The organism is Pseudomonas sp. 05N36 (assembly GCF_056397385.1).
Genome location: NZ_JBFTNH010000025.1, coordinates 1 through 23,039, shown reverse-complemented (window position 1 = coordinate 23,039; position 23,039 = coordinate 1). Strand labels below are relative to the sequence as shown.

General features: G+C 58.6%; 24 protein-coding genes. 13 read left to right on the top strand and 11 right to left on the bottom strand.

The window, feature by feature from the left end:
* Positions 1-11 precede the first annotated feature (11 nt).
* The 4 genes from AC1DIH_RS25075 to trpE all read left to right on the top strand — a co-directional run bounded on the left by AC1DIH_RS25075 (position 12) and on the right by trpE (position 4,294).
* The gene (locus tag AC1DIH_RS25075) at positions 12-1,160 is read left to right on the top strand and encodes an iron-containing alcohol dehydrogenase (RefSeq protein ID WP_477773670.1); all 1,149 of its coding nucleotides are present in this window, start codon (positions 12-14) and stop codon (positions 1,158-1,160) included.
* A 92-nt stretch (positions 1,161-1,252) separates the two neighbouring features.
* Positions 1,253-1,927, top strand: coding sequence for a ribulose-phosphate 3-epimerase (gene rpe, locus AC1DIH_RS25070; RefSeq protein WP_019693907.1), 675 nt, complete (start codon positions 1,253-1,255; stop codon positions 1,925-1,927).
* Positions 1,924-2,742 (top strand): phosphoglycolate phosphatase, encoded by an 819-nt coding sequence (locus tag AC1DIH_RS25065; protein WP_477773669.1) that lies wholly within the window; start codon positions 1,924-1,926, stop codon positions 2,740-2,742. Before rpe ends, AC1DIH_RS25065 begins: the two co-directional genes overlap by 4 nt.
* Positions 2,743-2,812: 70 nt before the next feature.
* Positions 2,813-4,294, top strand: coding sequence for an anthranilate synthase component I (gene trpE, locus AC1DIH_RS25060; protein ID WP_103319664.1), 1,482 nt, complete (start codon positions 2,813-2,815; stop codon positions 4,292-4,294).
* Positions 4,295-4,469: 175 nt separating this feature from the next.
* On the opposite strand, the gene estP is transcribed toward trpE, so the two are convergent.
* Positions 4,470-6,380, bottom strand: coding sequence for an esterase EstP (gene estP, locus AC1DIH_RS25055; RefSeq protein ID WP_477773668.1), 1,911 nt, complete (start codon positions 6,378-6,380; stop codon positions 4,470-4,472).
* Between the two features lie 399 nt (positions 6,381-6,779).
* Here estP and AC1DIH_RS25050 point away from each other — a divergent pair, with 399 nt between their 5' ends.
* The 4 genes from AC1DIH_RS25050 (at position 6,780) to AC1DIH_RS25035 (ending at position 10,034) form a co-directional block, all read left to right on the top strand.
* On the top strand, positions 6,780-7,373 hold the full coding sequence (locus AC1DIH_RS25050; RefSeq protein WP_019693903.1) for an aminodeoxychorismate/anthranilate synthase component II: 594 nt from the start codon (positions 6,780-6,782) through the stop codon (positions 7,371-7,373).
* A gap of 9 nt (positions 7,374-7,382) precedes the next feature.
* A complete protein-coding gene (trpD, locus tag AC1DIH_RS25045) occupies positions 7,383-8,432 on the top strand; it encodes an anthranilate phosphoribosyltransferase (protein ID WP_054594295.1) in 1,050 nt (349 codons plus the stop codon).
* Positions 8,429-9,265 carry an indole-3-glycerol phosphate synthase TrpC gene (gene trpC / locus AC1DIH_RS25040; RefSeq protein WP_427544811.1) on the top strand — a complete coding sequence of 279 codons (837 nt, stop codon included), beginning with the start codon at positions 8,429-8,431 and terminating at the stop codon, positions 9,263-9,265. The genes trpD and trpC overlap by 4 nt, the downstream gene beginning before the upstream one ends.
* A 67-nt stretch (positions 9,266-9,332) precedes the next feature.
* Positions 9,333-10,034 carry a lipoate--protein ligase family protein gene (locus tag AC1DIH_RS25035; protein WP_216743856.1) on the top strand — a complete coding sequence of 234 codons (702 nt, stop codon included), beginning with the start codon at positions 9,333-9,335 and terminating at the stop codon, positions 10,032-10,034.
* On the opposite strand, the gene crp is transcribed toward AC1DIH_RS25035, so the two are convergent.
* Positions 10,031-10,675 (bottom strand): cAMP-activated global transcriptional regulator CRP, encoded by a 645-nt coding sequence (gene crp / locus AC1DIH_RS25030; RefSeq protein WP_054594293.1) that lies wholly within the window; start codon positions 10,673-10,675, stop codon positions 10,031-10,033. The two genes, AC1DIH_RS25035 and crp, sit on opposite strands and share 4 nt — an antisense overlap.
* Positions 10,676-10,910: 235 nt before the next feature.
* Here crp and AC1DIH_RS25025 point away from each other — a divergent pair, with 235 nt between their 5' ends.
* Both AC1DIH_RS25025 and speD read left to right on the top strand, forming a co-directional pair.
* Positions 10,911-11,333, top strand: coding sequence for an OsmC family protein (locus AC1DIH_RS25025; protein WP_017138086.1), 423 nt, complete (start codon positions 10,911-10,913; stop codon positions 11,331-11,333).
* A gap of 238 nt (positions 11,334-11,571) precedes the next feature.
* The gene (gene speD / locus AC1DIH_RS25020; protein ID WP_054594292.1) at positions 11,572-12,366 is read left to right on the top strand and encodes an adenosylmethionine decarboxylase; all 795 of its coding nucleotides are present in this window, start codon (positions 11,572-11,574) and stop codon (positions 12,364-12,366) included.
* Positions 12,367-12,442: 76 nt separating this feature from the next.
* On the opposite strand, the gene coq7 is transcribed toward speD, so the two are convergent.
* The 6 genes from coq7 to hemJ form a co-directional block, all read right to left on the bottom strand.
* Complete coding sequence (gene coq7 / locus AC1DIH_RS25015) at positions 12,443-13,090, bottom strand: 2-polyprenyl-3-methyl-6-methoxy-1,4-benzoquinone monooxygenase (protein WP_019693897.1); 648 nt, start codon at positions 13,088-13,090, stop codon at positions 12,443-12,445.
* Between the two features lie 198 nt (positions 13,091-13,288).
* On the bottom strand, positions 13,289-13,627 hold the full coding sequence (locus tag AC1DIH_RS25010; RefSeq protein WP_007906873.1) for a histidine triad nucleotide-binding protein: 339 nt from the start codon (positions 13,625-13,627) through the stop codon (positions 13,289-13,291).
* Between the two features lie 88 nt (positions 13,628-13,715).
* Positions 13,716-14,504, bottom strand: a complete 789-nt coding sequence (locus AC1DIH_RS25005) for an SDR family NAD(P)-dependent oxidoreductase (RefSeq protein ID WP_477773667.1) — start codon at positions 14,502-14,504, stop codon at positions 13,716-13,718.
* Positions 14,505-14,566: 62 nt separating this feature from the next.
* The gene (locus AC1DIH_RS25000) at positions 14,567-15,487 is read right to left on the bottom strand and encodes a DUF805 domain-containing protein (RefSeq protein ID WP_477773666.1); all 921 of its coding nucleotides are present in this window, start codon (positions 15,485-15,487) and stop codon (positions 14,567-14,569) included.
* A gap of 81 nt (positions 15,488-15,568) precedes the next feature.
* Positions 15,569-16,537: an NAD(P)H-dependent flavin oxidoreductase gene (locus tag AC1DIH_RS24995; RefSeq protein WP_477773665.1), complete on the bottom strand. Its 969-nt coding sequence runs from the start codon at positions 16,535-16,537 to the stop codon at positions 15,569-15,571.
* A 34-nt stretch (positions 16,538-16,571) separates the two neighbouring features.
* Positions 16,572-17,003 (bottom strand): protoporphyrinogen oxidase HemJ, encoded by a 432-nt coding sequence (hemJ, locus tag AC1DIH_RS24990; protein ID WP_477773664.1) that lies wholly within the window; start codon positions 17,001-17,003, stop codon positions 16,572-16,574.
* Positions 17,004-17,298: 295 nt separating this feature from the next.
* Between hemJ and argC the strand changes: the two genes are divergently transcribed.
* Together argC and erpA are read left to right on the top strand one after the other, a co-directional pair.
* Entirely contained in the window at positions 17,299-18,333 is a 1,035-nt protein-coding gene (gene argC, locus AC1DIH_RS24985) for an N-acetyl-gamma-glutamyl-phosphate reductase (protein WP_477773663.1), read from the top strand.
* A gap of 168 nt (positions 18,334-18,501) precedes the next feature.
* Positions 18,502-18,852 (top strand): iron-sulfur cluster insertion protein ErpA, encoded by a 351-nt coding sequence (gene erpA, locus AC1DIH_RS24980; protein ID WP_007906865.1) that lies wholly within the window; start codon positions 18,502-18,504, stop codon positions 18,850-18,852.
* Between the two features lie 67 nt (positions 18,853-18,919).
* Here erpA and AC1DIH_RS24975 read toward each other — a convergent pair whose 3' ends face one another.
* Both AC1DIH_RS24975 and AC1DIH_RS24970 read right to left on the bottom strand, forming a co-directional pair.
* Complete coding sequence (locus tag AC1DIH_RS24975) at positions 18,920-20,011, bottom strand: anhydro-N-acetylmuramic acid kinase (protein WP_477773662.1); 1,092 nt, start codon at positions 20,009-20,011, stop codon at positions 18,920-18,922.
* 3 nt (positions 20,012-20,014) lie between these two features.
* Complete coding sequence (locus AC1DIH_RS24970) at positions 20,015-21,433, bottom strand: peptidoglycan DD-metalloendopeptidase family protein (protein ID WP_477773661.1); 1,419 nt, start codon at positions 21,431-21,433, stop codon at positions 20,015-20,017.
* Positions 21,434-21,642: 209 nt separating this feature from the next.
* On the opposite strand from AC1DIH_RS24970, the gene tyrS reads away from it, so the two are divergent.
* Entirely contained in the window at positions 21,643-22,842 is a 1,200-nt protein-coding gene (gene tyrS, locus AC1DIH_RS24965) for a tyrosine--tRNA ligase (RefSeq protein ID WP_477773660.1), read from the top strand.
* Here the strand turns inward: tyrS and AC1DIH_RS24960 are convergent.
* A partial coding sequence (locus AC1DIH_RS24960; protein ID WP_477773659.1) for a hypothetical protein occupies positions 22,829-23,039 on the bottom strand: 211 nt, incomplete at its 5' end. The two genes, tyrS and AC1DIH_RS24960, sit on opposite strands and share 14 nt — an antisense overlap.

Genomic DNA, 23,039 nt, shown 5'->3' with positions numbered 1-23,039 from the left:
AGGCTGCGCACATGAGTATTTCCTCTTTCAAAATCGCTCACAAATTGCTCACCGGTGCAGGCGCCATCGAGCAATTGGCCGACGAGCTGACCCGTCTGGATGTCGACAACCCACTGATCGTCACCGATGCCGCGCTGGTCAAGTCCGGCACGGTGGAGCTGGCGCTGGCGCAACTGGGTGGACGCACCTACGAGATTTTCGATCGGGTATTGCCCGATCCGGAAATCGCCATCGTTGAAGACTGCATGCGCGTCTACCGCGAAGGGGGGCATGACGGCCTGATCGGACTCGGCGGCGGCAGCGCCATCGACATCGCCAAAAGTGTTGCAGCCTATGCCGGTTACCACGGTGCGCTCGAAGACTTGTTCGGTATCGATCAGGTGCCGCGCAAAGGCCCGCCGCTGATTGCGATTCCGACCACCGCCGGCACCGGTTCGGAAGTCACCAACGTGGCGATACTGTCCGACAGGGTCGCGCAGCTGAAAAAAGGCATCATCAGCGATTATCTGTTGCCGGACGTGGCGCTGGTCAGTCCGCAAATGACCCTGACGTGCCCGCGTAGCGTGACGGCCTCCAGTGGTGTCGATGCGCTGGTGCACGCCGTCGAATCCTACCTGTCGCTCAACGCCTCGCCGATCACCGACGCACTGGCCATCGGCGCTATCAAGCTGATCATCAAGGCATTGCCCAAGGCCTACACCAATCCTTCGAACCTGCAGGCCCGTGAAGACATGGCCACCGCCAGCCTGATGGCCGGCATGGCGTTCGGTAACGCCGGGGTCGGCGCGGTGCATGCCTTGGCGTATCCGCTGGGCGGACGCTTCAACGTGACGCACGGTGTCAGCAACGCCTTGCTGCTTCCGTATGTCATGGCCTGGAACAAAATGGCGTGCATCGAACGCATGCAGGATATCGCCGAGGCGCTTGGCGTGAGAACGGCGCAGTTGAGCGCTGAGGAGGCGGCGGATAAAGCGGTCGAGGCGATGGCGCGACTCTGTGCCGCAGTGGAAATCCCCCAGGGCCTGCACAGCCTTGGCATACCGGAAGATGCAATCCCGGCGATGGCTGTGGAGGCCGCGGGAATAGAGCGATTGATGCGCAACAACCCGCGTAAACTGAGTACCGCCGATATCGAGAAGATCTATCGAGCGGCCTACTAGGGCCTGACCCAATCATCGCAGTCACGGTGCGCGCGCCAAAGCATGAGGTATACAATGCGCGCCATTGTGATTCTGCTCAAAAAAGGTGCGTCATGCAGCCCTTCGCTATTGCTCCGTCGATTCTCTCCGCTGATTTCGCCCGTCTGGGCGAGGAAGTAGACAACGTTCTGGCCGCTGGCGCCGACATCGTTCACTTCGATGTCATGGACAACCACTACGTGCCAAACCTGACCATCGGGCCGATGGTTTGCTCGGCACTGCGCAAGTACGGCATCACCGCGCCGATTGACGCACACCTGATGGTCAGCCCGGTAGACCGCATCATTGGCGACTTCATCGACGCCGGCGCGACCTACATCACCTTCCACCCGGAAGCCACGCTGCATGTCGACCGCTCCCTGCAAATGATCCGCGAAGGCGGTTGCAAGGCAGGCCTGGTGTTCAACCCGGCGACCCCGCTGGACGTGCTCAAGTACGTGATGGACAAGGTCGACATGATCCTGCTGATGAGCGTCAACCCGGGCTTCGGCGGGCAGAAGTTCATTCCCGGCACCCTCGACAAGTTGCGTGAAGCGCGCGCGCTGATCGATGCCTCGGGCCGTGACATTCGTCTGGAAATCGACGGTGGCGTGAACGTGAACAACATCCGCGAAATCGCCGCCGCTGGCGCTGACACCTTCGTCGCCGGTTCGGCCATCTTCAACGCGCCGAACTACCAGGAAGTGATTGAAAAGATGCGCTCCGAACTGGCGCTGGCTCGCCCATGAGTGGTTTTGAGCAGTTGTTCCCGGGGCATCTGCCGCGGCTGGTGATGTTCGATCTGGATGGCACATTGATCGATTCGGTGCCGGACCTCGCAGTGGCTGTGGATAACATGCTGCTCAAACTCGGGCGTGCCCCGGCCGGTCTTGACGCGGTGCGCGAATGGGTGGGCAACGGTGCTCCGGTGCTGGTCCGTCGTGCACTGGCGGGCAGTATCGATCACGCGAGTGTCGATGATGTCGAGGCCGAGCACGCGCTCGAGATCTTCATGGAAGCCTACGCGGAGGGCCATGAACTGACGGTGGTCTACCCTGGCGTACGCGATACCCTGAAGTGGCTGCACAAGCAGGGCGTCGAAATGGCGCTGATCACCAATAAGCCGGAGCGCTTCGTCGCGCCATTGCTCGATCAGATGAAGATCGGCCGCTACTTCCGCTGGATCATCGGCGGTGACACCCTGCCGCAGAAAAAGCCTGACCCGGCGGCGCTGTTTTTCGTGATGAAGATGGCCAACATACCGGCCTCGCAATCGTTGTTTGTCGGCGACTCGCGCAGCGACGTGCTGGCGGCCAAGGCGGCCGGCGTGAAGTGCGTAGCCCTGAGCTATGGCTATAACCATGGCCGGCCGATTGCCGAAGAGTCCCCGGCGCTGGTGATTGACGATCTGCGCAAGCTAATTCCCGGTTGCCTGGATCCAGCCGCTGAGATAACGTTGCCCGACGCTGTTCAATCCCCTCCTGGAAACTCCATCGTGGTGGTCACTCGCAAACTCTGGATGAAAGTCATCAAGGCCCTGGCCCGCTGGCGTTGGCGCGCCTGACTCGATCCTGGCCGGCTATCCGGCGCGTTTGCACACTTGACTGTTAGACCCTCACGCCACGAGGCACCTCATGATCCGCGAAGAATTCCTGCGTTTGGCCGCTGCCGGCTACAACCGCATCCCGCTTGCCTGCGAAACCCTTGCCGACTTCGACACGCCGCTGTCGATCTACCTGAAACTGGCCGATGAGCCCAACTCCTATTTGCTGGAGTCGGTGCAGGGCGGCGAGAAATGGGGCCGTTACTCGATCATCGGGCTGCCGTGCCGTACGGTGCTGCGGGTGCATGATCACCACGTCAGCGTGACCGTCGATGGCGCCGAGGTGGAAAGCCACGAGGTTGAAGACCCGCTGGCTTTCGTCGAAGCGTTCAAGGCGCGCTACAACGTGCCGACCATAGCCGGACTGCCTCGCTTCAACGGTGGCCTGGTGGGTTACTTCGGTTATGACTGCGTGCGTTACGTGGAGAAGCGTCTGGGCAAGTGCCCGAACCCGGATCCGCTGGGCGTGCCGGACATTCTGCTGATGGTCTCCGATGCGGTGGTGGTGTTCGACAACCTGGCCGGCAAGATGCACGCCATCGTGCTGGCCGACCCGTCGCAGGACAACGCCTTCGAGCAAGGTCAGGCGCGTCTGGAAGAGTTGCTGGAAAAACTCCGTCAGCCAATCACCCCACGCCGCGGCCTGGATTTCAGCAAGCAGCAAGCGGCTGATCCGGTGTTCCGTTCCAGTTTCACCCAGGACGATTACGAGCGGGCGGTGGACACCATCAAGGAATACATCCTTGCGGGTGACTGCATGCAGGTGGTGCCGTCGCAACGGATGTCCATCGACTTCAAGGCCGCACCGATCGATCTCTACCGGGCGTTGCGCTGCTTCAACCCGACGCCGTATATGTACTTCTTCAACTTTGGCGACTTCCATGTCGTCGGCAGTTCGCCGGAAGTGCTGGTGCGGGTCGAAGACAACCTGATCACCGTGCGCCCGATCGCCGGCACCCGTCCACGCGGAGCCAACGAGGAAGCCGATCGGGCGCTTGAAGAAGACCTGCTGTCGGACGACAAGGAAATCGCCGAGCACCTGATGCTGATCGACCTCGGCCGCAACGACACCGGTCGCGTGTCGGAAATCGGTTCGGTGAAACTCACCGAGAAAATGGTCATCGAGCGTTATTCCAACGTGATGCACATCGTCTCCAACGTCACCGGCCAGCTGAAAGCCGGCCTGACCGCGATGGATGCACTGCGGGCGATTCTGCCGGCAGGTACGTTGTCGGGTGCGCCGAAGATTCGCGCGATGGAAATCATCGACGAACTGGAGCCGGTCAAACGTGGCGTCTACGGTGGTGCGGTCGGTTACTTCGCCTGGAACGGCAACATGGACACTGCGATTGCCATTCGCACCGCAGTAATCAAGAACGGCGAACTGCATGTGCAGGCCGGTGGTGGCATCGTGGCTGATTCGGTACCTGCGCTCGAATGGGAAGAAACCCTGAACAAGCGCCGCGCGATGTTCCGCGCCGTGGCCCTGGCCGAGCAAACCCCGCAAGACTGAGCTGTAACGAAGGAGCTTGTTGTGGCGAGGGAGCTTGCTCCCGCTGGCCTGCGTAGCAGGCCCCTTCATGGCGACTGCTTCGCAGCCGAGCGCGAGCAAGCTCGCTCGCCACATCAGAGAGCACCCAAAAAAACGCGGCGCCTGTGAAGGCGCCGCGTTTTTTATGGCCTGCGGTTTAGAAGTCCAGACTGACACCCACGTTGATGCCTTGTTGGGTGAAGTCGTCATCCTTGCGAATGTTGTAGCTGGCCCGTAGCGCCAGGTCTGGGGTCAACTTCTGGCTGACGCCCAGGTTCAGGCGGTTCAGGTTGGTTTGCGGGGTGTAGCCCTGCAGGGTGAAATGGTTGTCGGGCAGGCTGTTGAGGTTCATGGTCAGGTCCTGGGTGTCGTCCTTATATTCGCGTTCGTGGGCGAACTCGCCGAACACCTGAGTCTGCGGGGTGATTTGGTACTTGCCCTGCAAACCGACGCCGAGGCGCTTCGAGGTGCGCTTCTGGTCTCCGAAGGTCAGTGCCGTGGAGTCGTTGCCGTTCTCCGAGTAACCATCGACTTGCACCTTGGCGTAGTCGGCGCTGATGAATGGCGACAAGTGCCACGGGCTGCTTGCCTGCTGCGCGATGTCGTAACCCAGGCGGCCGGTGATGGCCAGCACAGTGCCGTTGGTATTGCCTTTCTCACCGCGTTCGTTGACGCCCAGGTCGAACTTGCGTTTGAGACTGTCGTAGTCCAGATGCCCAGCCGTCATTGCCGCGTCAGCCCACCAGCGATTTTGCTGATATTGAGCGAACGCCGTACCCATGTACGTGTTGAGTTTGTATTGTGAGTTGTCGTTGCCCGCTTCCAGCTTCTGACGATAGAAACCGGCAGCCACGCCAACACGCCAGGCCTCGTCGAGACGGTAGCTACCGCCAATGTTCAGGTTGTAGCCGTTGCCATCGGCACTGGCTGCGCTGCGCTGATCATCGAAATTCAGGTGCTGACCGCCACCGGCGACAATCGCGCGCCACTGACCGACGTTTTGCCAGTTTTCCCAATCGGATTGCCATTGGTTGCGCAGTTCATCCTGATGCGCGCGCAGGGTGGCGTGGGCCATTTCCGGTAACAGCGTCAGCTCCCAGGGGGCTGCCAGTATGGAATACGCGTAATCGGCGATCAGGCGTTGCCCGGTTTCGGTCGGGTGCACCGAGTCGTTGTAGATCAGCTTGGTCGGGTCCGGCGTGGCGCTGTTGATCCCGTACCGGGCGTTTTCCGTACAGCTGTCACCGCTGAAGCAGGTCGCGGTGAGATTCTGGTCGGTGGCCAGGCCAAATTGCGCCGGGTTGGCGAAGGTCTCTTTGAGCAGCGCCGGAATGTTGAGCGGGATGACTTCGGCATTGACGTGCTGCAACTGGCTGACCAGTTCGGTGTTGAACTGGGCGCTGAGTTGGGAGGTAAAGGCCTGCAACGGGCTGCCATTGATCGCCGGGGTCAGCCCGATATCAGGCAGTAGCCAGACCATGATGTATTTGGCGCCGGCCTGTTGCAGCGTTTGCACGCTGCTGACCAGTCGATCGGCTGCGGCATTGGCCAGATCAAGACTCGTTACCCGGCCCTGGAGGAAATCGTTGCCGCCACCGGAGAGGTAGTAGAGCGCGTTCGGGTCTGCTCGAAAGCCGTTGCTCGGCAGATAACCGGGCCTACTGCGCTCACCGGTGTCCGAGGTGGTGGTGATCGAGTCGAGGATCTGATCGGTACGGAAGCCCCCCGTGGCCCAGTTGTTGCCGTCTGGCAGGCCTTCACTGGCACGGACCGCCGAGGTCGAAGCGGCAGTCTGGTCAGGTGAAAACCCCAGTTTCCCCCCCAGCAACTGCGTCGAGTTGGCGGCTTTTACCTCGCCGCTACCGTCCATGTAGGTCGGTCCGACACGGTTGGTGAAGCGTAACGTCGAACCGGCGGGGCCGCCCGGATCGGCGAACTGCCCGGCATCGTTCAGGCTGTCGCCAAAGACAATGAATTTCGTATAGGGGGCGGGGGCCGCAACGGCTTGGGCGCAGGCCATTGCAAGAACACAACTGGCGAGCGGTACAAACATCGTCTGTTTTATCATGAGCAAGTCCATTTATTTATTGTTGTAGTGAACGGAACGACAGTACCAAAATCTTTCGCGTTTTAGCTATGGCTAAAGGCCGCATCGATTGCTTGCTCCGCGCCATATTGCACCCTCTGCTCAGCTAAGTTACTGTGCGGGAACGTATGAATGAGACCTTCCCCGTGTTGATCGTCAGCAAACTCTTGGATCAAGTCATCAAGGCCCACGCCCGTTGGCGTTGGCGCGCCTGAACTTTCTCTGCCGGCCCGGCCGGACCTGTGCCTGTTTGCCTTCTTTACCCGTATGAAATGCCGCTTTTGCCGGTTCCATTCCAGCAACTGACCGAGCGTTGCAAGACTGCGGGTAAATCATTCGAAGGCCGTCTCAAAAGTCAGTGAATTCAAGAGGTTTCAAACCATGTTGCTGATGATCGATAACTACGACTCTTTTACCTACAACGTTGTGCAGTACCTTGGTGAGCTAGGCTCCGAGGTCAAGGTTGTGCGCAACGATGAGCTGACCATCGCCGAAATCGAAGCACTCAAGCCTGAGCGCATCGTCGTGTCCCCCGGTCCATGCACCCCGACCGAAGCCGGCGTGTCCATCGAAGCCATCAAGTATTTCGCCGGCAAACTGCCGATTCTCGGCGTTTGCCTGGGTCATCAATCCATCGGCCAGGCGTTCGGTGGTGATGTAGTGCGCGCCCGCCAGGTTATGCATGGTAAGACTAGCCCGGTATTCCACGAGGACAAGGGCGTGTTCGAAGGTCTGAACCGTCCGCTGACGGTCACCCGCTATCACTCGCTGATTGTGAAGCGTGAAACCTTGCCCGATTGCCTGGAATTGACCGCCTGGACTCAGCTCGAAGACGGCTCGGTCGATGAAATCATGGGCCTGCGCCACAAGACACTGAACATCGAAGGGGTGCAATTTCACCCCGAGTCAATCCTGACCGAGCAGGGCCATGAGCTGTTCGCCAACTTCCTCAAACAAACCGGCGGCACGCGCTAAGGACTTTCCATGGATATCAAGACTGCCCTGAGCCGTATCGTCGGCCATCTGGACCTGAGCACTGATGAAATGCGCGATGTGATGCGCGAAATCATGACCGGGCAATGTACAGACGCGCAGATTGGCGCCTTCATGATGGCCATGCGCATGAAAAGCGAGAGCATCGACGAGATCGTCGGCGCCGTTTCGGTCATGCGTGAGCTGGCGGACAAGGTCGAGCTGAAAACCCTCGACGGTGTTGTCGATGTCGTCGGCACCGGCGGTGATGGTGCAAACATCTTCAACGTCTCGACGGCTTCTTCGTTCGTGGTGGCGGCGGCGGGTTGCACCGTGGCCAAGCACGGTAACCGAGCGGTATCGGGTAAAAGCGGCAGTGCCGACTTGCTGGAAGCGGCCGGGATCTACCTGAACCTGACGCCGGTTCAAGTGGCACGTTGCATCGACAATGTCGGCATCGGCTTCATGTTCGCCCAATCACACCATGGTGCGATGAAACACGCTGCCGGCCCGCGCCGCGATCTCGGCCTGCGTACACTGTTCAACATGCTCGGCCCGCTTACGAATCCGGCCGGCGTGAAACATCAGGTGGTGGGTGTGTTCAGTCAGGCGTTGTGCCGACCGTTAGCCGAAGTCTTGCAGCGCATGGGCAGCAAACATGTGCTGGTGGTGCATTCGAAGGATGGCCTGGACGAGTTCAGTCTGGCGGCGCCAACCTTTGTCGCGGAATTGAAGAATGACCAGATCAGCGAGTATTGGGTCGAGCCTGAAGACTTGGGCATGAAGAGCCAGAGCCTGCACGGCCTGGCGGTGGAAAGCCCGGCGGCTTCGCTTGAACTGATTCGCGATGCCTTGGGGCGCCGCAAAACCGAGAACGGTCAGAAAGCTGCAGAAATGATTGTGCTCAATGCCGGTGCTGCGTTGTACGCCGCTGATCATGCGGTCAGCCTGAAAGAGGGCGTTGCCCTGGCTCATGACGCGCTGCACACCGGCCTTGCGCGTGAAAAGCTTGAAGAATTGGGTGCGTTTACCGCGGTATTCAGAGTGGAGAATGAGGCATGAGTGTACCGACGGTTCTGGAGAAGATCCTCGCCCGCAAAGTCGAGGAAGTGGCTGAGCGTAGCGCTCGTGTAACGCTTGCCGAGCTGGAAGCACTGGCCAGGGTGGCCGATGCTCCGCGTGGTTTTGCCAAGGCGCTGATTGCCCAGGCCAAGCTCAAACACCCGGCGGTGATTGCTGAAATCAAGAAGGCTTCGCCGAGCAAGGGCGTGATTCGCGAGAACTTCGTGCCGGCCGAAATCGCCAGGGACTACGAGAAGGGCGGGGCAACGTGCCTCTCGGTGCTGACCGATGTTGATTTCTTCCAGGGCGCCGACATCTATCTGCAGCAGGCGCGTGCGGCGTGCAAGCTGCCGGTGATTCGCAAGGACTTCATGATCGATCCTTATCAGATCGTCGAAGCCCGTGCGCTGGGCGCTGATTGCGTGCTGTTGATCGTTTCCGCGCTGGATGACGTGAAAATGGCCGAACTGGCAGCCGTCGCTAAAGGTGTTGGCCTCGACGTGCTGGTCGAAGTCCATGACGGTGATGAGCTGGAGCGGGCCTTGAAGGTTCTCGATACTCCGCTGGTCGGCGTGAACAATCGCAATCTGCACACCTTTGATGTCAGCCTGGAAACCACGCTCGATCTGCTGCCGCGCATCCCGCGCGATCGCCTGGTCATTACTGAAAGTGGCATCCTCAATCGCGCCGATGTCGAGCTGATGGAAATCAGCGAGGTGTATTCGTTCCTGGTCGGTGAAGCATTCATGCGCGCCGAGAACCCGGGCACTGAACTGCAACGCTTGTTCTTTCCAGAGCGTGGCGTGGCGGTGAGCGGTTCTACACTCGACTGAACCTGATTCAATGAAGAAGCCGGCGTTGCCGGCTTTTTTGTATCCACCGTAAAGGATTCGCACTGCCATGACTCACCCTATTGCCTTGACTGTCGAAGCCGGTCTGCGTGCCGAGCAGGATTTGTTGGCGACGGTTTGTGCCGGCGACCAGGAGTTTGGTTTGTTGTTCTGGCAGCCGAGCGATCGCGCGCTGGTCATGCCCCGGCGCTTGAGCCGTTTGCCGGGGTTCGAGGCCGCTTGCCAGGCCTCGGCGGCACATGGTTGGCCGGTTCTGTTGCGTGAAACCGGTGGTGAGCCGGTGCCGCAGTCGGCTGCGACGGTCAATATCGCGCTGGTGTATGCACCGCCGCGCAGCGAAGGCGACCACGGTCGGATCGAAACCGCTTATCGGCGTCTGTGCGACCCTATTTGCGCGCTGCTGACGGAGCTCGGCGGAAAGCCTTCATTGGGTGAAGTCGAGGGCGCTTTCTGTGATGGACGTTTTAACGTCAATCTCGATGGCCGCAAAATGGTCGGCACCGCTCAGCGCTGGCGCCAGAGCAAGGGTGGTCAGCGTCCGGTGGGTTTGGTGCATGGTGCGCTGTTGCTGGACGACGAGCGGGAGTCGATGGTTGAGGCGGTGAACCGTTTTAACGAGGCGTGCAGTCTGGAGCAGCGGGTTCGCGCGCAGAGCCATATCGCCCTGCATGAACAATTCGCCGCCCCGGATGCCATCGCGCGGCTGGACACCTTGTATCGGCAAATGCTCGCCGAGGTGATGTCGGCTTAGCGGGTACCGAATACCACCATGGTCTTGCCTTTGACGTTGACCAGGTTGCGTTCTTCCAGGTCTTTGAGCACGCGCCCGACCATTTCCCGCGAACAACCGACGATCCGACCGATTTCCTGGCGGGTAACCTTGATCTGCATGCCGTCCGGGTGGGTCATGGCGTCGGGCTGTTTGCACAGCTCCAGCAAGCAGCGCGCAACCCGGCCGGTGACGTCGAAGAACGCCAGGTCGCCGACCTTGCGCGTGGTATTGCGCAGGCGCTGGGCGATCTGGCCGCTGAGCACATAGAGAATGTCCGGGTCTTGCTGGGACAGCTCGCGGAACTTGCAGTAGCTGATCTCGGCCACTTCGCATTCGACCTTGGCGCGAACCCAGGCGCTGCGCTCCTGTTCCTGCCCGGCTTGTTCGAACAGACCCAGCTCGCCGAAGAAGTCTCCGGCATTGAGGTAGGCGATGATCATTTCCCGGCCATCGTCGTCCTCGATAAGAATGGTGACCGAGCCCTTGATGATGAAAAACAGCGTATCCGAACGGTCGCCAGCGCAAATGATATTGCTCTTGGCCTGATAGCGACGGCGCTGGCAATGCATCAATAACTTGTCGAGGTTCTTGATTTTGGGTGTTGGGGTAATAGCAACCATGGTTGTATCCCGAAAAGACTGCACGGTGTGTTGTGGTTTTTTATGAATCGCTGATGACGGCCGAAAAAAAGCAGGCTAAGTGCCATGAAATTGGCGCCAGCTTAACAGACGCATTCCGTCGTTATTCGATAATTTATCAATACTGTAAGTGTGGTGCTTGTGCTGATGCCAGTCGCTGTCAACCGAAGGCCCTGTGCTAAGCTGGCGACCCTTTTTTGACAGTGGAGTCTTGGTGATGAAGGCACGCATCCAATGGGCTGGTGAAGCCATGTTCCTCGGTGAGTCCGGTAGCGGTCACGTGGTGGTCATGGACGGTCCGCCTGATGCCGGCGGTCGGAACCTGGGTGTCCGTCCGATGGAAATGCTCCTGCTCGGTGTGGGCGGTTGCAGCAATTTCGACGTGGTCAGCATCCTGAAGAAGTCCCGCCAGGCCGTGGAGAGCTGCGAAGCCTTCCTCGAAGCCGAGCGTGCGACTGAAGATCCCAAGGTCTTCACCAAAATTCACATGCACTTCGTGGTCAAGGGCCGGGCGCTGAAAGAAGCCCAGGTCAAACGCGCCATCGAGCTGTCGGCCGAGAAGTATTGCTCGGCGTCGATCATGCTCGGTGCGGCCGGTGTCGCCATCACCCACGACTACGAAATCATCGAACTCGGCTGATTCGACATTCAACTATCATAAATGCAGTGCAGACTCTGGCGATCATTGGCCCAGGTCTGCATAATGCGCCACTTTTTTCAGGGCCGTGATCGGTCAACCGACAGATCACACACCCGAACAGACAACCAAAATCGCCATCGCGAAGAGGTGTTAACCGTCCTACGCTGGTGCGTCGTTCGCATCTGACGGGCATGCTTGATCACGCGGCCGGGCCGCATACATAGAGAGTTTTTAAACGGTGAAAAGCAAACTCAAGCTCCATGGGTTCAATAACCTGACAAAGACCTTGAGCTTCAACATCTATGACATCTGCTATGCGGAAACTCCGCAAGACCAGCAGGCTTACGTTGAGTACATCAATAAAGAGTACAACGCCAAGCGCCTGACGCAGATCCTCACAGAAGTTGTCGATATCATTGGTGCCAATATCCTGAACATCGCCAGTCAGGACTATGAACCCCAGGGCGCCAGCGTCACGATTCTGATCTCTGAAGAGCCGGTGACCCCGACCGACAGTCAGATTGAAGAGTCGCCGGGCCCGTTGCCCGAAATCATCCTGGCCCACCTCGACAAGAGCCACATCACGGTGCACACCTACCCGGAAATCCATCCGGTGGACGGTATCGCAACGTTCCGTGTGGATATTGATGTGTCGACTTGTGGCGTCATTTCACCGCTTAAGGCGCTCAACTTCCTGATTCACCAGTTCGATTCGGATATCGTGACCGTGGATTACCGCGTGCGCGGTTTCACCCGTGATATCGAAGGCAAGAAGCACTTCATTGATCACGAGATCAACTCGATTCAGAACTACCTCTCCGAAGACACTCGCGACGCGTATCAGATGACCGACGTGAACGTGTATCAGGAAAACCTGTTTCACACCAAAATGCTGCTGAAGAACTTCGAACTGGATAACTACCTGTTCGGCGACGCCACCAGCAACTTGTCCTCTGAGCAACGTGCTCAGGTGACTGAGCGGGTGAAACACGAAATGCTCGAGATTTTCTACGCGCGGAACATGTCGAGCTGATCTTTGAAATAAAGATCGAAGGCAAAAGAAAGGGCGCTGAGATAGCGCCCTTTTTTGTGCCCGAAGATTTTGTGGGTCAGATCCGGTAGGTACTTTTGGTCATGACCTTGGCCATCAGGCTCATGCCGAATTTCACCGGCGCCGGGAAGCGGAAACCTCCAGCATCCAGAGCGCTTTCAGCGTGCTGTTCTTCATCGATGCGCATCTGCTCAAGAATGGCCCGGGATTTCTCGTCCTCGACCGGCAGTTGCTCAAGGTGTTCGTTCAAGTGTTTGCACACCTGATCTTCAGTCGCTGCGACGAAACCCAGGCTGACTTTGTCGCTGATCAGCCCGGCGACGGCGCCGATACCGAACGACATGCCGTAGAACAGCGGATTGAGGATGCTGGTGTGGCTGCCCAGTTGGCGGATGCGCTGTTCGCACCAGACCAGATGATCGATCTCTTCTTCGGCTGCGTGTTCCATTGCCTCACGCACTCGCGGCAGCTTGGCAGTCAGGGCCTGGCCCTGGTACAGCGCCTGGGCACAGACTTCACCGGTATGGTTGATGCGCATCAGGCCGGCGACGTGCCGGGTGTCTTCGTCGCTCATTTTCGCCTCTGGCTGCACGATGGCCGGCGACGGGCGGCAAGGCTGACCACTGAAGGGCAGCAACGTGCGCATGGCGGTGTCGGCTTGCAACAGAAGACGGTCAATCGGCGAGTAGTGACGTTGGGTAGTCATGCTGACCTCCGGGAAAAATCTCGGCGGCCAGTTTACCGCAATCGGCCGGGTAAGGTTTGCGCTGGGTCATTGCGGCGTCGTGGGGTTGCTCTGCGCAGTCATGTTCTGTGTGGGAGCGAGCTTGCTCGCGATAGCGGTGGGTCAGTCAACATTGATGTTGAATGTACTACCGTCATCGCGAGCAGGGCTATCTGGCAATCAGCCCGGCGGCCAGTGCATCTGGCGCTGACCCAGCACGTGCATATGAATGTGGTAGACGGTCTGGCCACCCAGTTCATTGCAGTTCATGACCACGCGAAAGCCTTCTTCACAGCCCAGCTCCAGTGCCAGGCGTTGGGCGGTGAACAGAATGTGTCCGGCCAGTGCCTTGTCGTCCTCGGTGAGGTCGTTGAGCGTGCGCACCGGTTTTTTCGGAACTACCAGAAAATGCACAGGTGCCTGCGGGGCGATGTCGTGGAAGGCCAGGACCTGGTCATCCTCGTAAATGATTTTGGCAGGTATTTCTCTGTTGATGATTTTGGTGAACAGAGTATCCACAGCTGTTTCTCCATTGTGTTGGTCCGGGCTGAGTGTACTCACGGGAGATGCCCGAGCCCAGCCTGTAACCTTTACTTTTTAATGAGGCTCAGCGCGGACAGTGCGCCTTGTTGACCATGCCGACGACGGCTCGGGTCAGCCAGCGCGAGCCGAAGCGCGGCAACAGCGCGAACCAGCGATTGAGGCGTCCGGGAATGATAATTGCGCGGTTCTTCTCCAGCGCACGCACTGTGTAGAGGGCCACTTCCTCGGGGCTCATCAGCATTTTGCTGTTGGCCAGTTTGTCGGTGTCCAGTTGCGCGGTGCGGAAAAACGCCGTGCGTGTCGGGCCGGGGCAAAGGACCGAGACCTTGACCGCGCACTTTTTCAGCTCGACCCGCAAGCCTTCGGAGAAATGCAGTACATATGCCTTGCTGGCGTAGTAGGTGCTCATCCAGGGGCCAGGGTAGAAGGCGGCCATCGAGGCGACGTTCAGAATCTGCCCACCGCCCTGCAAGGCCATGCTGTTGCCAATGGCGTGGCACAGGCGGGTCAGGGCCAGGATATTCACTTCGATCAAGTCTTGTTCGGTCATCCAGTCCTGAGCCAGGAACGGGCCGCTGGTACCGATGCCGGCGCAATTGACCAACAGGTCGATCTGTCGATCACCCTCTTCGAGTTCCAGCAGAAAACCGGACAGGCGCAGCGGTTCACCCAGGTCACAGGCGCGGAACAGCACCTCGACGCCAAAGCGCTGGGTCAGTTCGATGGCAATACTTTCCAGCTGATCACGTTGACGGGCCACCAGAATCAGGCTGCGGCCGCGTCGCGCCAGCGCTTCGGCCATGGCCAGGCCGATGCCGCTGGAGGCGCCAGTGATCAGAGCGTAACGGGTCATGCAATTCTCCATCGCAACGGCTTGGCGCCTGTGGACAGAGATGTCACAGGAACCGAGCGCGTTTATTCTTTCTCATAGTCTACAGGGGGCTGAGCTGCTTTCGCCGTATCGTCTGCCTCAACCGCATCAGCCGGCTCACTGCTTCCATAACTGCTGGCCGAGGTGCTTTCGTATTCTTCGGTCAGGGTGCTGATGCCACCGGCAAGCGCGCCGACAAAAACCACTGCAATCACCACCAGCCACAGACCGCACAGAACTTTGACAGCCGTGCTGTTGGGGGGCTGCGGCGCGCCATAGCGATTCGCCCCGATGTTTCCTGGTAGCACCGCGAGTGCAAATGGAAACAGGCTGCCGATAAAGGGCACCAGGTTCAGAAACCACAACCAGCCGGACCAACCAAGATCGTGCAGGCGTTGCACGCTGATGGTGATGTTTATGTAGAGGTACGCCACGAACGCCACGACACAAACAATCGTGCTCAGCACTATTTGATTGCCGCTCAGCAGGCTGAGTCCAAAAACGCCGGCGATGGCGCCCATGATCAGTAGCGCCACCAATGACCACGCGAGGTAACGCAGACGCCCGATTCGGCCCTGTACGCTAAACACCTTGAGTTCCGAAAACTCTGGCAGTGCTTCACCAACGGGCGCGCGGGGAGGGCTATAGGGGGATTCGTTGTCATTGAGCGTGGGCGCCGTGTAAGCGGCGGACGATGAATCGTGAACGTCGGTCAGATTGAGCTCGATCGATGGCTCGGTTTCAATGCGGGCATCGATGCCGGTTTTCGACAGGGCATTCAGATAGGTTTGGGCGTCTGTGTGGGACAGGTCGTGCTTGAGTGCGACAGGCTTTCCGCTGAACAGGCGTTCGATGGCCGCGACATCGCTTTTGAACAGCTGGGCGAGATTGAGTTTCGCGGTGGTGATGTCGACACCCGGAAGCAGGGCTCCGTCGAAGACGATCTTGAAGCGGTGTTCGCTCATGCTGGGGCATCCTTGTCGCGAGTCTGGGGGCTGTATTCGGCAGTTTAAGCCAGCCAGAATCGGCTGGCCAAACCTTGTGCGTTAGCGCGGCCAGCGTTTGGGCAGTTGAGCTGCAAATTCCTGCGCCTTGCGGTATTCGGCGTCCAGTCTTGCAACCAGTTGATCGACGCTTGGCAGGTCGTCGATTTCACCCACGCCCTGGCCTGCGGACCAGACGGTTTTCCAGGCTTTGGCTTCATCGTTCAAGGGTTTGAGTTTGGCGCCGAAGTTGACTTCACCCTTGCCTTGCAGTGCGTCWACGTCAAAACCGGCGTTTATCAGGCTTTGGCGCATGAAGCTTGCCGGCACCCCGGACACCGCAGGCGTATGGACAATGTCGGCGGCCCTGGAAGTCAGCAGCATCTCTTTATAGGCTTCAGGGGCATGGCTTTCGGTGGTGCCGATAAAGCGCGTGCCGAAGTACGCCAGATCCGCACCGAGCAGTTGTGCGGCGAGAATCTCGTGGCCATGGTTCAGGCAGCCGGCCAGCAGCAGGGTTTTGTCGAAGAACTGACGAATCTCGGCAATCAGCGAGAACGGGCTCCAGGTCCCGGCATGGCCACCGGCGCCTGCCGCTACGGCGATCAAGCCATCGACGCCGGCCTCGGCAGCTTTTTCCGCATGGCGTCGGGTCGTCACGTCGTGGAATACCAGGCCGCCATAGCCGTGCACCGCATCGACCAGCTCTTTCACGGCGCCAAGGCTGGTGATTACGATCGGGACCTTGTGCTCGATGCAGATTGCCAGGTCCGCTTCCAGTCGCGGGTTGCTGTGGTGAACGATAAGGTTCACCGCGTACGGCGCGGGGTTTTCCAATAGCGCCAGCCCCGTTTCGATTTCCTCCAGCCAGGCTTTGAAGCCGCTGCTTTCACGCTGGTTCAGTGCCGGAAAGCTGCCGACCACACCATTGCGGCAGCAGGCGAGCACCAGTTGTGGATTGGAAATCAGGAACATCGGCGCCGCCACGACAGGCAGGCGCAAACGTTGTTCGAGCAAGGCGGGCAGCGACATTGGAAGTACCCCGATAAGTGGCGACTAATTAAGATTAGAACGGCCGTACGACGACCAGACTTACAATAGCCAGCAATATCAGAACCGGCACTTCATTGAACCAGCGATAAAAGACATGGCTGCGGGTGTTTTCGCCACGGGCAAAACGTTTTACCTGCGCGCCGCACATGTGGTGATAGCCGATCAGGATCACTACCAGGGTCAACTTGGCGTGCATCCAGGCACCTTGTCCGAAGTAGACGCTGGGGTTGAGGCTGATCAGCCAGATCCCGAAGGCCAGTGTGGCGATCATCGCCGGGCCCATTATCCCGCGGTACAGTTTGCGCTCCATGATGCTGAAGCGTTCCTTGCTGATGCTGTCTTCACTTTGCGCGTGGTAGACGAACAGGCGCGGCAGGTAAAACAGGCCGGCAAACCAGCAGACCATGCTGACGATGTGAAGCGCTTTGAGCCACAGATAAAGCATTTTTGGTTATTCCCAGGTTCACGGTAGCCCGAATAGTAGAGAAAGTGTCCCGTTTCGGACATAACTGTTCAATTTTGACGGCGTCTTTTGTCGCCATACTGCGTTGCCGCTCCTCGCCATAGCGGGCTATGACTCGTCGCGGCGCCTTGTCTGGCAACAAAATCCACTCGCCAAAACTTGAACGTATGCCCGAGACGGGACACATGAACGGCCGCACGTCACCTTGACGGTTGTCGCAGGGCAGTGCGCGCCCTATTATCGACGGCTTTCCAGTGGGTTCGTTGAGGGCAGGTTTATGGTCAAGGTCGGTATCGTCGGCGGCACGGGTTACACGGGTGTCGAATTGCTGCGTCTGTTGGCGCAACATCCGCAAGCTGAAGTGGTAGTGATCACTTCCCGATCCGAGGCAGGCCTGGCCGTTGCCCACATGTACCCGAACCTGCGAGGCCACTACGACGGCCTGGCGTTCAGCGTTCCGGACATCAAGACCCTCGGTGCCTGCGATGTGGTGTTCTTCGCCACTCCGCACGGTGTAGCGCATGCGCTGGCCGGTGAATTGCTGGCAGCCGGGACCAAGGTCATCGACCTGTCGGCAGACTTCCGTCTGCAGGATGCGGACGAATGGGCCAAGTGGTACGGTCAGCCACACGGTGCGCCAGAGTTGCTGGAAGAGGCGGTCTACGGCTTGCCGGAAGTCAATCGCGAGCAGATCAGGCAAGCACGCCTGATCGCGGTTCCGGGTTGCTACCCAACTGCTACGCAACTGGGCTTCCTGCCGTTGCTCGAAGCAGGTCTTGCCGATACTTCGCGCCTGATCGCTGACTGCAAGTCGGGTGTCAGCGGTGCTGGTCGTGGTGCAAGCGTTGGTTCGCTGTATTCCGAAACCTCCGAGAGCATGAAAGCCTATGCCGTTAAAGGGCATCGTCACCTGCCTGAGATTCGCCAGGGGCTGCGTCGCGCAGCAGGCAAGGACGTCGGCCTGACTTTCGTGCCGCACCTCACGCCGATGATTCGTGGCATTCACTCCACACTCTATGCAACCGTGGTCGACCGCGCCGTGGACTTGCAGGCGTTGTTTGAAAAGCGCTACGCCAACGAACCGTTCGTCGATGTCATGCCGGCTGGCAGCCATCCGGAAACCCGTAGCGTGCGGGGTGCCAACGTTTGCCGTATTGCGGTTCATCGTCCACAGGACGGCGATCTGGTGGTGGTGCTGTCGGTGATCGACAACCTGGTCAAAGGCGCGTCGGGTCAGGCGGTGCAGAACCTGAACATCCTGTTCGGTCTGGACGAGCGCTTGGGTCTGTCCCATGCGGGCATGCTGCCCTAAGGCTTTATCCCGCTCAGCAAAAAGGCCCGTTTAACGGGCCTTTTTGTATTACGGGCTGACCATTGTGTTGATTGATATACCGTAACAATAGTTGACCGATTTTCTGGGAGAAGCGGATAATGCGCGTCATCACGCATTATGGCGGTGTAACACCGGGAGATAGTCAGCATGAGCGTCGAATCCTTCACCCCCACGGCTTTGCAATTCACCCACGGTGCCGCGCACAAGGTGAAGAGCCTGGTCGATGAAGAGGGTAATGATCGCTTGAAGCTGCGCGTATTCGTTACGGGCGGCGGTTGTTCAGGGTTTCAGTACGGCTTCACATTCGATGAAGAAGTGGCCGATGACGACACCATCGTCGAGCGCGAAGGTGTGAGTCTGGTCGTTGATCCGATGAGCTTCCAGTACCTGGCAGGTGCCGAGGTGGATTATCAGGAAGGTCTGGAAGGTTCGCGATTCGTGATCAAGAACCCGAATGCCACCACGACCTGTGGTTGCGGCTCTTCGTTTTCGATCTGATCGCACCTCACTGCATCACCAAGCGCCGCATGGCCTCACGGCTTTGCGGCGTTTTGCTGTCTGGTGTTCAGGCGGGGTAGATGGCGCCGAGGATGCGTAATCCGCGAGCGCCGGTGACGCTTGGGCGATTGGCCGGGATACTTTCGAGGCAGCAATGGGCCAGCCAGGCAAAGGCCATGGCTTCGACCCAGTCCGGGTCTACGCCGTAGGCTGCAGTGCTGCTGACCTTGGCATGTGGCAGCAGGCTGGCGAGCCGTGCCATCAATGTTGCGTTATGGGCGCCGCCACCACAGACCAGTAGCTCTTGCGTATCGGCTTGTGCGGCTTGTAGCGATTCGACGATGGTCAGCGCCGTCAGCTCAAGCAACGTGGCTTGCACGTCTTGTGCGGCAAATGCGGGCAGGCGCGCCAGGTGTTGTGTCAGCCATTGCAGGTTGAACACTTCGCGGCCGGTGCTTTTGGGGCCCTTGGTCAGGAAGAATGGATCGCCGAGCAGGGCCTTCAGCAGCGCGGGCTCTACGGTGCCGCTTGCAGCCCACTGGCCGTCACGGTCGAAGGTCTCGCTGCGTTGCTGGTGAATCCAGGCATCCAGCAGGACATTGCCTGGGCCGCAGTCAAAGCCCGAGACGGGTTTGCCGGTCTCGATCAGGCTGAGATTGCTGAAGCCGCCGACATTCAAGACGGCGCGGTTACCGCTGCTCTGCTCAAACAAAGCTTCATGGAAGGCTGGAACCAGCGGTGCGCCTTGCCCGCCTGCAGCCACGTCGCGGCTACGAAAGTCACTGACGACGGTGATTGCGGTCAGTTCAGCCAGCAGGGCAGGGTTGCCGATCTGCACGGTGAAGCCGCGTGCCGGCTCGTGGCGAATGGTCTGGCCGTGACTACCAATCGCTCGGATGTCGTCAGGCTTCAGCTGTTGAGCTGCGAGAAGGGTATTGATGCCCTGGGCAGCGAGTTTTACCCAGTTTTGCTGGGCGATGGCGCTGCGGGCTATCTCGTCGGGGCCGCTGGCGCACAAGCCAAGCAGCTCGGCGCGCAGGGATTCGGGCATGGGAATGTAGTGCGTGGCGATCAGTTTGATCGCCGGTGCTTGCTCGATCAGCGCAATGTCCAGGCCATCAAGGCTGGTACCGGACATCACACCTATATAGAGCGCCATGGCTTAGCGTTTGCTCGAGGCAAGCAGGGTGGCTTTTTCTTGCGCCATGCGCGCCATCAGCGGCTGGCTTTGTTGCAGGAAGCGTGCGCGCTCGGACTTGGCAATCGGATCGGCCATTGGCAATTTCTGGCCCAGCGGATCGACGTGAACGCCGTTGACCTGGAACTCGTAGTGCAAGTGCGGGCCGGTCGAGAGTCCGGTAGTGCCGATATAACCAATCACCTGGCCTTGCTTGACGTTACCGCCAGTCTTGATGCCTTTGGCGAAGCCTTGCATGTGACCGTACAGCGTACGGTAGGTGTTGCCGTGCTGAATGATCACGGTGTTGCCGTAACCACCGCGGCGACCGGCCAGCAGTACTTTACCGTCACCGGCAGCCTTGATCGGCGTGCCGCGAGGTGCTGCGTAGTCGACGCCTTTGTGCGCGCGAATTTTGTTCAGAATTGGATGCTTGCGGCCCATGGAGAAGCGCGAGCTAATACGGGCGTAGTCCACCGGCGTACGAATGAACGCCTTGCGCATGCTGTTGCCTTCGGCCGTGTAATAGCTGCTATTACCTTGCTTGTTGGTGTAGCGCACGGCGGTGTACGTCTTGCCGCGGTTGGTGAAACGGGCGGAAAGAATGGGGCCATTGCCGACCGCTTTACCGTTGACGACTTTCTGTTCGTAGATCACATCGAACTCGTCACCCTGGCGAATATCCTGGGCGAAGTCGACGTCGTAGCCAAACACGCTGGCCATGTCCATGGTGAGGCTGTGGGACAGGCCGGCACGCGCTGCGGATTGCGAAAGCGAGCTGTTGATCACGCCATGAACATAGGCGGAACGCACGGTTGGCTTGGCGGTGATGCGGTTAAAGGTATAACTCTTGGCGTTTTTGCTCAGGCTGATGCTTTCAACGTCGTTGATCTTGCTGTGCAGATTGGTCAATTGGCCGTCGCGGCCCAGTTCGAACTCGAGTTTCTGGCCGTGTTTAAGCTGGGTGAACTGCTTGGCTTGCTTGTCGCTGGCCAATACGTCGTGCACCAAAGCGGCTGGAAGCCCGACTTTCTCGAACAATGTGGAGAGGGTATCGCCTTTGGCAACGATCACTTCCCGGTGGCCTGGCGCTTTCTTCTCTTCAACCACCGGTGCCGGGGCCGCTTTAGCTGTTTCCTTGGTATCGTCGGTGCTGTCTTCGATCTGGGCGAATGGAGATTCGGCCGGCTCGTTTGTGGCTTGAACGGCTTCAGCAGCGTCTTGATCTTGTGTCAGTTGTTCTGCAGGACGTTCCAGTTCAAGGCTCAGGGTTGTCTTTTTGGCTTCAACGTCACTGGAAGGGAATACCAGGAGCGCCAGGCTGAGGAGCGCGGCAATGCCACTCGCCGCGAGCAGATGAGTCTTCGGATAAAGCGGCGGCGCTTTAGACGGTTCTGTGGTCATAGGTAATTTGACTTTGGAAAAGATGAATTGGAAAAGATGAATGACATGATGAAGATGAAATAACTGTATAAAATATAACCAAATCATCTCTTAAGCAAGTCGCGAATGCTCTGTTCGCGGATTGGTGTCCGTGCGCCGGGCAAAACTTGTATTTGGTGCACGATCTTGTATGGTTGGTTCCCTTTGAATCTGAGCCTTGCGGGTCTGTTATGAAGTCGGTTGAAGAGCAGCTAGCGCTGATCAAACGTGGTGCGGAAGAACTGTTGGTCGAGTCCGAGCTGATCGAGAAGCTCAAGCGCGGCCAGCCGCTGCGTATTAAGGCTGGCTTCGATCCGACTGCGCCGGATTTGCACCTGGGGCACACGGTGCTTATTAATAAGTTGCGCCAGTTCCAGGATCTGGGTCACCAGGTGATCTTCCTTATAGGTGACTTCACCGGGATGATCGGTGATCCGAGTGGCAAGAGTGCTACCCGTCCTCCGCTGACGCGTGAGCAGGTTCTCGAAAATGCCGAGACCTATAAGACTCAGGTGTTCAAGATTCTTGATCCGGCGAAAACCGAGGTGGCTTTCAACTCCACCTGGATGGATCAGATGGGGCCTGCGGATTTCATTCGTCTGACCTCGCAATACACTGTGGCGCGGATGCTTGAGCGCGACGACTTCGACAAGCGCTATTCGACCAATCAACCAATCGCTATCCACGAGTTCCTGTATCCGCTGGTTCAGGGGTATGACTCGGTCGCGTTGCGCGCGGATGTCGAGCTGGGCGGCACCGATCAGAAGTTCAACCTGCTGATGGGGCGTGAGCTGCAGCGCAGTTATGGTCAGGAGGCTCAATGCATTCTGACCATGCCATTGCTCGAAGGGTTGGATGGCGTGAAGAAGATGTCCAAGTCATTGGGCAACTACGTCGGTATCCAGGAAGCGCCGGGTGTCATGTATGGCAAGCTGGTTTCGATTCCGGACGTGCTGATGTGGCGTTACTTCGAGTTGCTCAGCTTCCGGTCCATGGAAGAGATTGATGCGTTGCGTGCAGATGTTGAAGCTGGCGCCAATCCGCGGGATATCAAGATCAAGCTGGCCGAAGAGATTGTTGCGCGCTTCCATGGTGAAGAGGCGGCGGCGAACGCTCACCGTGGCGCGGGTAACCGTATGAAGGAGGGTGAGTTGCCGGATGACTTGCCAGGGATCGAGCTGACTGCGACTGAGGATATGCCGATTGCGGCTGTGCTTAATAAAGCGGGGCTGGTGAAGAACTCGGCAGTCGCGCGTGATCTGCTCGGTTCCGGCGGTGTGCGTATAGATGGCGAAGTGGTTGATCGCACCTTTATATATGCACTGGGTGCGACCCATGTTTGCCAGGCCGGAAAGAAGGCATTTGCGCGTATTACGCTTAAATCCGAGTAAGGCTGAAATTAGGGGTTGACGGCGAATTATATCTGTCTATAATTCGCCCCACTTCCGGCGCAGTCGAAACGGAAAACTCCTTGATAAACAAAGAGTTACGCAGTTTTCGACAGCGGTTACGCTTCAGTTCATCGAAGCCTGAAGGAGTTGAAAGAGCGGTGTTGTTTGGCTCTTTTAACGGTTCTCTTTTAACGGTT